The 13,154-nt window shown below is 63.4% G+C and carries 7 protein-coding genes; 5 read left to right on the forward strand and 2 right to left on the reverse strand.

Going from position 1 to position 13,154, the window contains the following annotated elements:
- The first annotated feature begins 187 nt into the window (after positions 1 to 187).
- Positions 188 to 1,207, forward strand: coding sequence for a flagellar biosynthetic protein FliO (locus LQK84_RS01190; protein WP_230826773.1), 1,020 nt, complete (start codon positions 188 to 190; stop codon positions 1,205 to 1,207).
- A gap of 89 nt (positions 1,208 to 1,296) precedes the next feature.
- Here the strand turns inward: LQK84_RS01190 and LQK84_RS01195 are convergent, their stop codons facing one another.
- Positions 1,297 to 1,665, reverse strand: coding sequence for an Hpt domain-containing protein (locus LQK84_RS01195; protein WP_230826774.1), 369 nt, complete (start codon positions 1,663 to 1,665; stop codon positions 1,297 to 1,299).
- A 565-nt stretch (positions 1,666 to 2,230) separates the two neighbouring features.
- On the opposite strand from LQK84_RS01195, the gene LQK84_RS01200 reads away from it, so the two are divergent.
- Positions 2,231 to 7,594 (forward strand): kinesin, encoded by a 5,364-nt coding sequence (locus tag LQK84_RS01200; protein ID WP_230826775.1) that lies wholly within the window; start codon positions 2,231 to 2,233, stop codon positions 7,592 to 7,594.
- A gap of 522 nt (positions 7,595 to 8,116) precedes the next feature.
- Here LQK84_RS01200 and LQK84_RS01205 read toward each other — a convergent pair.
- A complete protein-coding gene (locus LQK84_RS01205) occupies positions 8,117 to 10,234 on the reverse strand; it encodes an OmpA family protein (protein ID WP_230826776.1) in 2,118 nt (705 codons plus the stop codon).
- Between the two features lie 373 nt (positions 10,235 to 10,607).
- Here LQK84_RS01205 and LQK84_RS01210 point away from each other — a divergent pair, with 373 nt between their 5' ends.
- From LQK84_RS01210 to LQK84_RS01220, 3 genes are all read left to right on the forward strand, one after another.
- Entirely contained in the window at positions 10,608 to 11,378 is a 771-nt protein-coding gene (locus LQK84_RS01210) for a lysine/arginine/ornithine ABC transporter substrate-binding protein (RefSeq protein WP_230826777.1), read from the forward strand.
- A gap of 160 nt (positions 11,379 to 11,538) precedes the next feature.
- Entirely contained in the window at positions 11,539 to 12,321 is a 783-nt protein-coding gene (locus LQK84_RS01215) for an ABC transporter permease (RefSeq protein ID WP_230826778.1), read from the forward strand.
- The gene (locus LQK84_RS01220) at positions 12,318 to 13,148 is read left to right on the forward strand and encodes an ABC transporter permease (protein WP_230826779.1); all 831 of its coding nucleotides are present in this window, start codon (positions 12,318 to 12,320) and stop codon (positions 13,146 to 13,148) included. Before LQK84_RS01215 ends, LQK84_RS01220 begins: the two co-directional genes overlap by 4 nt.
- Positions 13,149 to 13,154 lie beyond the last annotated feature (6 nt).

Consider the following 13,154-nt stretch of genomic DNA (forward strand, 5'->3'; position numbering starts at 1 on the left):
GTGCAGGCGGCGGCACGCATCGTTACGTTTCAACTGAAATGGATGGCGACACGTTTGCACGATCGGCGGGGTCAGCCGGCAATCCTTGCCGGTTTTTTCGGGGTATTGAGTATCGTGTCGCCTTACGGGCCTTTCGCGCCGTCAACGACATGAGTCCCATTGGCGTGCGGTTAGGGGTTGGGGACAAATGGACTTCTTGAACGGGCAGACGGCGACGAATTTCGTCATAGCGGTCGCGGTGGTTGGCTTCGCGCTGATCGCCTATGCGGGCGTGCTGAAATATCTGCGTGAGCGGCCCGTATCTCCGTTGATGGCAATCACCGGTCGTGAACGCGCCAAGCGCCTTTCGGTGATCGACGCCGCCGTGGTCGATGCCCGCCGACGCGTCGTGCTGATCCGCCGCGACAATGTCGAACATCTCGTGCTGATCGGTGGCCCGACCGATGTGGTCATCGAAAGCCGTATCGGACTGGAAGAGACAACGGCTGCCAGCGCCGCTGCCGCAGCGACCGCCGCCCTGCAGCGCCGTGCCGAACCGACGGAGGTTGCTGCCGAAGCGCCCCAACGTCAGGCACAGCAGCGCCAGGCACCGCAGCGTCAGGCGCAGCCCGCCAGACCTCAGCCGGTCGCGGCCCCCGCCAACAACTGGGATCAGGAACAGCCGTCCGAGGATGTCGAAGACGACACCTACAATTACGGCCCCAACGCCGCCTTCGATGCAAAGGATTACCCGCCGCAGCCGCAGGTGCAGGGCTACCGCCAGGAGCCCGCAGCACCTGCCCCGGCACAAGACGCAGGCAAGCAGTCTGCAGCGGCAGTTGCCGAAGCCAATGCCGAATCGATCATCGAAATGCTGCGCTCGCGCATCCTCAACGATGCGGCAACCACCGCCTCCATGCAGGCCGCCCGGCAGGCCGACGCTTCGCGTCGCCAGGTTTCCACTTTCGAGCGCCTGCTGAGCGAGCGCATGCAGGCAAACGACCGCCAGGCCGCCTCCACGCCGCGCTCGGCCCAGAGGACACCTGTTCAGCCGATGCCGGGAGTTGGTCCGGCGACCGCACGCGCTTCGGCCGCTGCCGCACAGCAATTGCCTGTCGCCCGCGAGATTGCGCCTGAAAAGCCGCGCAGCGAAGTGGCGCTTGAGATGGAAGTGGCGCGCATTCTGGAAGAGCTGCAGACCCGGCGCAAGCAGAAGCAGAACCCCTAACTTCGCATCCGGAGCAGACATTCAAAAAGGGCGCGTCGCCATGGCAACGCGCCCTTTCTCATATTCGGTGTTCCGTCGCGGCTTGAGGCTCAGCGGCAGAGACGGTTGATGAAGTTCTCGGTCTCGGCGACAGCGGCCGTCATCTTGGCCATGTGCGCGGCGTCAAGGGCGCCGGCTTCCATTTCTTCGGCGAACTTCGAAAGCGGGAAAGCGCCGACAGCCTGGGCAGCGCCCTTGAGGCGATGCGCGGTGGCAATCCTGCCATCCTGGTCGGCGACGGAGAGTTCCGCGAGGCACTGGCGGGCCTGACGGGCGAAAATCTTGAGGACCTCCAGTTCAACCGTCCGGTCGCCCATGGTCTGGCGTGCGAGGTGAACGAGATCGATCGGTTTGGAAGCGGACGGGCCATAGCCCTGCGGCGCTTCAGGGGCGGCGAACGCGATGTTGTAGGATGCCATAACCTGTTTTCCTTTTATCTTTATAGTTTGAACCCGGTCATCGGATGCCGCCGGGAACAAGCGCATGAAAGCAGCCAAAACTCGCCATCCGATTAAAAGCGGGCAGAAACTGGACGGAAAACTTAATTCATGGTTAACATCCTCTAAACGTCCGTAATTGGTAGAAAAAAGACGATGAGCCATGTGGGACGGGCGCGCTTGGCGAAAGCCCCGCATTAATAAGGACTCCTCTCTTGACCGGCATTTAAGCTATTGTGCCGGAACGATACGGTCGGAAATGGTGTGGGAGCTGCGTCCCGCATGAAGACAGGGTCGGCTGGAGGTGGATTGGTCGCTTCCGGTGCTGTCCCGAATGATGACAGGTGGCCAAGCGTAAGGCGCGCATGATAGTATGCGCGACGGGCCTGACTGCGAAGTCAGGTTCTGGTGGATAGATCAGGTCATGCGGGTTAACCCGAAGACAAGAAAGGTCTATTCATCCGAGCTTGTGCAAGGCTTGACGGTACGGGATGCGACAGCCTCCCTTCCCGTCATCGAGTAGAGTGCGTAACGAGGCGTAAAAAGCATGGCGACAAAAAAGGGCAACGAACCTGTTGAACAGGCTGCGTTTGACGCTTTGGAGAAAGCCCTCCAGATCGACTTTGACGATACCGCCAAGCCGAAGGCCGCTTCGCAGCCGGCGAGCAATTATGCGCGTCCGGGTGATGGGAGAGCTGCAAGAGCCATGAGTGCCGAGTCCGCATCTGAAGCACGGCCTGATTTCGCACGCGAACTCGGTCCTGAACCTGCTCCCAAATCGCCTTATCTGGCACCGGCCAACGATCCTTCGGGTCGGACCTCCACATCGCTGCTGCGCTCGCTCGACACCCGTGCCGGGCGCACCGTGATTCGCAGCGCCATCCTCTTTGCCTTCATCTGGATCGTCATTTCGATCGCGCTCGGCTATCTGGCGCTTTCGACGCCGAAGGCCGGCACCGAAAATGTCGCCAGCACGCTGACAAGCCCCGGATTCCTGACGCTGGCCGGCATTGTCATTGTCCCGGTTCTCCTCATCATCGGCTTCGGCCTCATTCTGGCCCGCGCCCAGGAAATGCGCTCGGCCGCCCGTTCCATGGCAGAAGTTGCACTCCGCCTCAGCGAACCGGAAACCATGGCCTCGCAGCGTATCATGACGATCGGCCAGGCCGTTCGCCGTGAAGTCTCGGCCATGAGCGAAGGCATCGAGCGCACGATTGCACGCGCCACCGAACTCGAAACGCTCGTCCATTCCGAGGTCAATGCGCTGGAGCGCAGCTATTCGGAAAACGAAGTGCGCGTCCGCACCCTCGTCAACGAACTCAGCTCCGAACGCGAAGCAATCATCAATCACTCCGAGCGCCTCCGCTCGTCCATTTCCGGCGCACATGACAGCCTTGCCTCCGACATGCGAGGCGCGACCGAATCACTCACCGCACAGATGGCAATCACCGGCGAAGCTTTCGCCTCGATGATCGACACGCGCTCCGCCCTGCTCATGGAGAAGTCGGAAACGGCGGCCAGCACGATCGGCTCCATGCTCGCCACGCAGTCGGACACGCTGCTTTCGACGCTGAATTCGGCAGGCTTTGCACTCGCCAACGAATTCGACACGCGACTTGAAGAGCTGAGCTTCGCGCTCACCAACCGCGGCAACGAGCTTCTGTCGCAGTTCGAAACGCGCGCCTCCACGCTCGACCAGAATACGTCGAAGCTGAATGCGGCTCTGGCCGAACGCACGCGCCAGCTCAACGAAACGCTGATTGCCCGCACGCAGGAAATCAACGACAGCCTCGCCGTCGGCCAGAGCGCCATCGTCACGGGTCTCGACGACCTCATTGCATCGCTCAACACCGCTCTTGACGAAAAGGGCGCGTCCTTCCGCCAGAACCTCAAGTCTGCGGCCGACGAAGCGGTCATGGATATGGACCTGCGCACCGGCTTCTTCGAAGAGAAGCTCGAATCGACGATCGGCAGTGTCAGCGCCGCCTTCGACGATCGCTTCTCGGCCTTCAGCGAAGCCTTCGATCGCCGTGCCGGCGAGCTTGGCTCGAAGCTGAACGACAGCCTCGACCGCGTCACCTCCACGGTCGGCACGCATCAGGACGCCATGCAGGGCCTGCTCGGCACCAGCATCGAGCGCCTGAGCTCCGCCCTCTCCGACCAGACCTTCGCTCTTGCCACGACGCTCAGCACCGGCCAGGAGATGATCGACAGCACGATCAGCCAGCACAGCCAGTCGCTCAGCCAGTCGGTCAACGACGTTCACATCCGGATCGACAATGTTCTGGCCGAGCGTTCGAGCTCCCTCTTCGGTGGTCTCGAACAGGCACGCGACCAGTTCACCTCCGAATTCAGCACCCGCGCGGCATCGCTCGAGACCGCTCTTTCGCAGGGACAGGAACGGATCTTCACCGGCCTCGACGAGGCGCGCAACCAGTTCAGCAGCGAGTTCAACACGCGCGCTGCCTCGCTGGAGGAAGCGCTGGTCGGCGGCGAAGAACGCATTGCCACCATCATGACCGAAGGCACGTCGCAGCTTTCCAACTCGCTGATGGCGCATGAGGAAGCCTTCGACCGCGCCTTCGAAGAGCGCCGCAACTCCATCGAAACCGTCATCACCCGTGGCGCAGACAGCATTGCCGGCGCACTGGATGAAGGCGAAGCCAGCCTGCAGCTTTCGATCGGCATTGCCTCCGACACGCTGCGCAGCACGCTCGACGATCGTATCGCCAGCATGGAGACGACGTTTGCCGAAAGCACCGGCCGCGCCGCCGGCGCGATCGAGGCAGGCCTGGAACGCGTCAACTCGGCCTTTGCCGAAGGTTCGAGCGAGGCGGTTACCCGCTTCGAGTCGACCATGAAGCGGACCGAAACGCTCTTCACCTCCGGCCTCGACCAGACCGCATCGGCGATCAAGAGCAGCATCGACCAGGCAGAGGCGATGTTCACCGACAACCTCGAAAAGACCGCCACGATCTTCACCGCCGGCCACGCCAAGGCGGAAGACCTGCTGTCGCAGACGGTTGCCGTTTCGGCCCAGACGATGTCCGCCAATATCGACAATCTCGAAGGCGTTCTGCGCAGCCACGAAGACGCGTTGTCCGGCACGATCAGCAATGGTCAGGACCGGTTTGCGGCCATGCTGCAGGGCGGCCATGCGCAGTTCGACATCACCGTGAACTCGGGCATCAACGAGATGAGCCGCATGTTCTCGGCAAGCCATGGCAACATTGCCGACACGATCTCGAACGGCATCGGCCAGCTCGGCGACACGCTCAACGAACAGGCGACCGCCATCGGCGCATCGATCGCGGCTGCGACCGGCATGCTGGAAATGTCGCTGGAAGAGCGTGAAGCTGCGCTGCGCGACGCCGTCGAACTGAGCGCTGCGCGCCTCAACGACACCGTGATCGGCACCACCGGCGCCGTTGCCGGCCGCTTCTCGGATGCCGCCCGCGAAATCGACCAGCTGGCCTCGACGGTCAGCGGCCGGATGGACGCAGCCCTCGGCAACATCTCCTCGCATCTGGAAGATTCCGGCAGCAAGATCGAGACCTCGCTCACCGCTCTCGAAGGTCGCGTGCGCACCACCAGCGAGAACGTTGCCAACCTTGCCAACGAGGCAGGGGAGCGTCTTGCCACGACCATCGACCAGAAGACCTCCGGCCTCGTGTCGTCGCTTTCTGCGGCAGCCACCGAAGTCACCAACATCATCGGTCAGGAAGCCTACAAGGTCACGTCCAACCTCGCCGAGTCCACCAACCGCTTCACCAGCGAAACGGCGGCACGCGCAGAAGAGCTGGCGCAGCTGGCTGCAGCACGGGCAGAAGAACTGGCGAGCCAGGCGGCACAGCGTGCCGACGAGCTCACCGGTCGCATCGCCCACGCCGACCAGGAACTCGCACAGCGTGGCGAAGCCATGGCCCGCGGCCTCAGCGATGCCGAACGTGCACTCGCCGCTCGCCACGAGACGATCCGCACGACGCTCGACGAGCGCACCCGCGAGCTGAACTCCATGCTCGCCGGCCGCGCCGAAGAGATGTCGAAGCTGATCGAAACGCGCGCACAGCCGGCAGCGGACCTTCTGGCCAATGCCAGTGCCACGGCCGCGGCCCGGATCTCCAGCGCCGCCGAGAACAGCGCCACACAGATCCGCAAGGAGAACGACGCACTCATCGCCGCCCTCACCTCGCGGACCGGCGAAGCACTTGACGCGATCGGCCAGCGCGCAGCCGAAACGACGGAGGCGCTCAACGCCACCGAAACGAGCCTGCGCGACAACGTCTCCAGCCTCATCACGCAGCTGCAGGCCTCGAACCGCAACCTCGCAGAAGTCCTCGACGTGTCGGCAACGACGCTGTCGGCTGCCGACAGCCGTCTCGACCAGACCGCAAGCCGCATCGGCACGGAGGCAGCCAAGGCTGCGGACGTCATGACCGCGGCGACGCGCCTTCTTGAAGGCAAGTCCGAGAAGCTCGTCGATCTGTCAAACAACACGCTCGGCCAGATCGCCGGCATTTCCGGCCGCTTCGACGATCATGCCCGTGTGCTCAGCCAGGCCTCCGAGCTTGTTTCGGCTGCCCAGTCGAACCTCGCCTCGACGCTGGAAGAGCGCCAGTCGGCCCTGCGCGACCTCTCGATCGGCCTCATCGGTCGTTCGGAAGAAATCGAACGCACCATGCGCTCGCTCGGCGCCCTCGTCGGCGATGCCATGGCGGAAGTCGAAGAGCGGACGGGCCATATCGCCACCAACCTTCGCTCCAGCCTCGCAAGCTCCTATGCCGATGCCGACCGCGTTCTCTCGGCCGCAGAAATGCGCTCGCAGGAAGCCGCCCAGACGCTTCGCCAGTCGCTGACCGAAGCCACGGCAGAAGCCGGCCGCACGCTCGAGGGTGCTCTCAGCCAGGCCGAACGCCGCGCCAACGAGATCGCCGCAAGCCTGCGCGGCGGCATCACCGGCACCGTGTCCGACATCGACCGCCTGCTGGCCGAAACCGGCTTGAAGTCGGAGGCCACCAGCCAGCGCATGCGCGACGCCATGAAGTCCGCCGTCGAAGAGGCCGTTGGTCGCTTCTCTGGCGCGACCGAAGAAGTCCGCAAGGCCGCGACCGACATCCGCCGCGAGCTCGACATGACCCGCGCCGAAGTCAAGCGCGGCGCCTTCGACCTTCCGGAAGAGGCCAAGGAAAGCGCTGCCAACATGCGCAAGGCCGTCTCCGAGCAGATCAAGGCCCTGCAGGACCTGTCCCGCATCATCTCGCGCGGTCAGGAACTGTCGACCGTGTCGCGCCCGGCAGCAGCCGTTGCCACGGCAGCAGCCCCCGCCTACCAGCCGCAGCCGGCCTACCAGCCTGCCCCGGCTCCGGCTCAGCCGGTCCGCCAGGAAGCCCCGGTCGCTCGCCAGGCCGCAGCCGTCATGGATGCCCCGGCTCCGCGCGCTGCCCAGCCGCAGCAGGCTTCGCAGCAGGGCGGCTGGATCAGCGATCTCCTCAAGGGCGCGTCCCGCGAGGAAGCCCAGTTCGAGCGTCGCGCCGCACAGCCGGCACCGGTTGCCCGCAACCCGCGCCATGTCGTCGAGAGCCTGAATTCGCTGTCGGTCGATATCGCCCGCGCCATCGATCACGATGCCTCGGTCGACCTGTGGCGTCGTTACCAGCGCGGCGAGCGCGACATCTTCACGCGTCGCCTCTACACGCTGAAGGGCCAGGAAACGTTCGACGAAATCAAGCACAAGTATGAGCGTGAAGGCGAGTTCCGCGCCGCCGTCGACCGCTACATCGCAGACTTCGAAAACCTGCTGGCAGACGTTGCCCGCAACGATCCGGACAAGACGATCACGCAGTCCTACCTGACCTCGGACACGGGCAAGGTCTACACCATGCTCGCCCACGCCGCCGGTCGCCTGCGCTAAGCCCGGCTCTCCGGTTACGGAAACAAGAAACCCCGGCAGCGGATCCGCTGCCGGGGTTTTTCGTTCTGGAGCATGATGGTCAACGATGGCTGGAACGCGTCGTTCGGTACCGCCGTGGGGGATGCTCGCGCACGACATTCAACAACGGCGCACGGACGATACGGGCCAAGCGCCATCTATCCCTAATCGACAGGACCTTCCGGCAATGGCGCCGCCTCCTGGCCTGCGGATGCTGCAAGTCCTGAAGCGCGCCTCCTATCCGTCCCCACTTTTCATTGACCTCCGGGCGAACCTGCGACGTCACCCTCATGGAAAGCAAACCTGACGATCGCATTCGTTATCTTATTTGGGGTGCGGGTCATCGAACTTCGGCTGTGATGAGCGACAGCAGGCATCAAGCGCAATGCTGGAGAGACACGCCCGAACTCCAACACCATGGAGCCATTAAGCGGGCACCGGATACGAAAAACCCGGCAGCGAGGACGCTGCCGGGTTCCGTTGTTGTGGCGTTAGGACGCCGGTTTAGCGGTTGGCGACCGGACGGACGAGTGGCGTGATACGCCGGATGGTGACACGACGGTTTTCCTCGGACGGACCGGCGGTCTGAACCTTCAGGAACCGCTCGCCGTAACCCTGGGTGACCAGGTTTTCCGGCGGGATGTCATAGAGTTCGGAGAGCGTCACGGCGACCGATTCGGCACGGCGGTCGGAGAGAACCAGGTTGGACTGGTCCGAGCCGACGGCATCCGTGTGGCCTTCGATCAGGAAGGTCTCGCCCGGGTTCTTGTCGATGATCTTCTTGATCGCCTGGGCAATCCGCTTCATCGAGCCCGCCTCGTTCATCGACACTTCCGCGCTGCCGGTGGCAAAGTGGATCGTGTCGAGGTCGATGCGGCGCATCTTGTCGCGGATACGGGCCGAATAGCGGACCTCATCGAGCGAGTAGACGCGTTCAACCCGTTCCACCGGCGGCTCGCGCAGGAAGTCGTAATAGTCCGGGTTGCGGGCACTCGACGTGTCGATGATGTATTCATCGACGGGGATGTCGAGCTGCATCGGCGGCAGGTCGAGAGACGGGTCGCGGAAGACCCGTTCGCGGTCCGGCCGCTGCTCGAGATCGGGGGCATAGAAGAGCACCGTCTCGCGACCGTCACGGCCAATGCGCGAACGCTGGATGACATCGCCATAGCGGTTGCGGATCGTAACGATCATCACGCCGTTGGGGCGCTCGATCGTTTCACGCGTCCGGCCACCCGGCAGCTGGTCGAAATACGAGTCCTCGGCGCCGCGGTTGAAGCGATCGCTATCACCACCCCGAACGATCATCTGACCGAGGATGCTGAGCACGTCACGACCGTCTACACGGCCCTCAACCTGGGCGTCCCTGGGGGCGTCATAGCGAGGCGGCGCCTGCATGCGCTGGCCACGATCCCAGCCAGCCGAATTCGGCGCAAGCTGCGGCGGAGGCGGCGGGGGCGGCGCGTTGCGCAGCGGAGCCTGTGCATCGGCGTCAGACGTCGGCGGCGGTGGCGGCGGACGGCGATCACCGACAGGCGCAGGCTGGCCGGCAGGCGCTGCCGGCGCCAAGGTCGCAGGTGCCTGTCCAGGGGCTGGCGGCGCAGCGGGCTGACCCGGTGCCGGTGGCTGTGCGGCATTCGGCTGAGCGGCAGGTGCAGCACCCGGTGCGGGCTTTGCACTGTCGAGGACCGGGGCGGACTTCGCGCTATCGAGCACCGGAGCCTGCTGGCCATTCGGTGCAACGGCGGCAGGCGCCTCCTTGGTGGCACCAGCTGGCGCCGGTGCTTCGCCTGCAGCGGCGGGCTTCGAGGGCTCGCCCGGCTTCACCGGCTTTTCAGCACCCGGGGCGGACTTGGCAGCGGGTGCCGCATCGGCCGGAGCCTTCGGGGCGTCAGCCTTGGGGGCTTCCGGCTTGGGCTCGGCAGGGGCCGGCGCAGCCGGCTTAGGAGCTTCGGCGGCAGGCTTTTCGGCAGGCTTCGGCTCTGCGGGCTTAGGCTCGGCCGGCTTGGTCTCCGCAGGCTTGGGTGCCTCCGCGGCCGGCTTTTCAGGCTTCGGCTCGGCGGCAGGCTTGGGAGCCTCGGCAGCGGGCTTCTCGGCCGGGGGCTTTGCTTGGGCATCAGGCTCCGGCGGGCGCTTCTTTTCGGGCTTCGGGGCTTCGGGAGCCGGAGCTTCGGCCTTCGGTGCGGCCGGCTTTGGCGCTTCAGCCTTCGGCGGCTCTGCTACAGGAGCAGCAGGTTTCGGAGCCTCAGCCTTCGGCTCCGGCTTCGGCGGTTCGGGCTTCGGCGGTTCAGGCTTGGGCGGCTCAGGCTTCGGAGGCTCGGCCTTGGGAGCTTCGGCCTTCGGCGGCTCGGCCGGCGGCTTTTCTGCCGGGGCTTCCGGCTTCTTCTTCGGCTTGCCCTCCTCGCCCGGAGGCGGCTCCGGCTTCGGCTCTTCGGCCTGCGCGACGAGAATGTCGGCGGCCGAACGGTTCAAATGTGCCGGCAGATTGAGACCAGCCTGCGTCGGGATCTGTGCTGCCTGGCCGATTGCGGGGACATTGGCCGCGAACGCCGGTGGCATCGCGACAGGCAAGGCTGCAAGCGACACGAAGACATGGGTGAGGAGGTGTTTCCTGGCTTTCATCGGTGTTCCTTTGTTCGCCGGTATGATGATTCCAAACCTGGAACGTGAATGGGGCACTTTTCGTTCCAGTTGATGTCGAAAGCTATTCCGTTGCCATGAACCGGTGCTGAACACCACGTTCATCTTGCAGCACCTCGAACGGCGCGCGCGGCCAGGGAAAGCACCGGCATTTTGCGGGCGGCGCGCATATTCCTGTTGCATTTTTTTCAGAAAGAGTCCGAATATCACGCGCAAGGTGAAAGGAAGTTTTCATCTGGCCGGTCGTGCCATCGTCCGGGCGGCAACGCCTCAAGACATGCCCCCACAACCCGGCGTCGCAGATATCCGGCGTCCAACGACATAACAAACGGCGCCCACCAACAGAGAGGACAACATGGCTCTTTCCCGCAAGATCGCAACCGCCGCAGCGCTGGCGCTGACGCTTTTCGCCGGCGCATCGCAGGCCGCCGACAAGCTCGTCATCGGTACGGATTCGACCTATCCGCCCTTCGAATATCTCGATGCCAGTGGCCAGTTCCTCGGCTTCGACATGGATATCGGCCGCGCACTCTGCGCCCAGATGAAGGCCGACTGCACCTTCGTCAGCCAGGAATGGGACGGCATCATCCCTGCCCTCCAGGCCAAGAAGTTCGACATGATCCTGTCGTCCATGTCGATCACCGACGAGCGCAAGAAGCTCGTCGACTTCACCGACAAGATCTACAACACGCCGCCGGCAATCGCCGTTCCGAAGGACAGCACCGCCAAGACGCCTGACGACCTGAAGGGCAAGACGATCGGTGCACAGACCTCCACGACACATGCCAACTATGCCGAAAAGCATCTGCCTGACACCAAGCTGAAGCTTTATCCGACCTCCGACGAGTACAAGCTCGACGTCGCCGCCGGTCGCGTCGATGCCGTGATCGACGACGTCGTGGTTCTGACGCAGTGGGTGAAGAGCAAGGACGGCGATTGCTGCAAGATCCTGACCGTGCTTCCGACGGACAAGGTCATCAACGGCGAAGGCGCCGGCATTGCCGTGCGCAAGGGCGACGACGCACTGCGCGAGAAGATCAACAAGGCCATCGCCGCCATCCGCGCCGACGGCACCTACAAGAAGATCCAGGACAAGTATTTCGACTTCGACGTCTACGGCAAGTGATCGTTGACGGCCTAAAATTCAGCGGGCGGCAGGCTTGTCCTTCCGCCCGTTTTGTTTGAGTATCTTTATACGCATTTCCGAACGGAAAACCGGCTTCTGATTTTCCTGGACATGCTCAATAACAAGATCGCTGCAAAGCAGCGGCAGGGGAAAATTCCGGATGAACGATCTTTTGCCCATGATCGGGCATGTCATAGATCCATTTTGCGGACCGGTCGGGGTCTTCACACTCCTTGCGGGCAAGGGCCTGCTTTCATGCGGCGACACGGGCTGGGGCGACGAGATCGCCTCCGGCGTCTTCGTGACGGCAAGTCTGGCCATTGTCACGTTGCCTGTCGGTCTGGCGCTCGGTTTTCTGGTGGCATTGGGCAAGCGATCGGAGGATTCCTATGCGCGGATGGCAGCCAACATCTACACCACGATCTTCCGAGGCCTGCCGGAACTGCTCACACTCTTCATCGTGTATTATGGCCTTCAGATCCTGATCCAGACGGGGCTATCTGCACTCGGGTATGATGGACGCATCGAGATCAATGCCTTCTTCGCCGGCATGATCGCGCTCAGCGTCGTCTTCTCCGCCTATTGCTCGGAAGTGCTGCTCTCTGCCTTCCAGGCGATCCCGCGCGGACAGTATGAGGCAGGTGCAGCACTCGGCATTCGCTCCGGCAAGACCATGGTCCTCGTCATCATTCCGCAGCTCATTCGGATCGCCCTGCCCGGGCTTGGAAATCTCTGGATGTCACTGCTCAAGGACACAGCCCTTGTCTCGGTGGTCGGCCTCAGCGATATCCTTCGCGAAACCGGTGTTGCAGCGAAATCGACGAAGGAACCGTTCCTGTTCTACGGCATTGCCTGCCTGCTCTTCCTGATCCTTGCCATCATCTCGTCCGTGTTCTTCTCGCGCATCGAAGTCTGGGCGCGCCGTTCGGAGGCCGCGCGATGAGCCATGTCGACACGCTGCTTCCGCCGCAGCCGGCACCACCTGCCGTCGCCCAGCCGATCACCGGCACGCGCCTTGTCGGCATGGGGTTTGTACTCCTGTGGGTCCTGCTGCTCGGCGGCATGGCCCTGATGATGTTCAACAACTGGGACTGGGAGAAATTTGCGAAATACGGGCCCCGCTATATCAGCGGCCTGCAGGTGACGCTGGGCCTCGTTGCCGTGTCGATCATTGGCGGGGCGATCATTTCGTTTCCGCTTGCCTTCGCACGGATGTCGAAGAGCCGCATCCTCTCCGGCATCGCCTATGTCTATGTCTACCTCTTCCGCGGCACACCGCTTCTGGCGCAGGTGTTCCTGATCTATTACGGGCTCGGCAGCTTCAGGCCGCAGCTTGAGTCTGTCGGGCTCTGGTGGTTCTTCAAGGATGCCTGGAACTGCGCGGTCTTCGCCTTCGCACTCAACACGGCCGCCTATCAGGCGGAAATCCTGCGCGGCGCCATCGAGAGCGTGCCGCGCGGCCAGCGCGAGGCCGCCATTTCGCTTGGCATCAACAAACGGATCTCGTTCTGGAAGATCATCATGCCGCAGGCGCTGATCGTGGCGCTGCGCCCCTATGGCAACGAGATCATCCTGATGGTGAAGGCTTCGGCCATCGTCGCGATCGTCACCGTCTATGACCTGATGGGCGAAACGAAATACGCCTTCTCGCGCACCTTCGACTACCAGACCTATCTGTGGGCAGCGATCTTCTATCTCGTCATCGTCGAGATCCTGCGCAATCTCTGGAACGTGCTGGAAGCGCGGCTGACCCGGCACCTGAAACGTTGACGGACT

The organism is Rhizobium sp. C4, from assembly GCF_021026315.1.
Taxonomy (GTDB): domain Bacteria; phylum Pseudomonadota; class Alphaproteobacteria; order Rhizobiales; family Rhizobiaceae; genus Ensifer_A.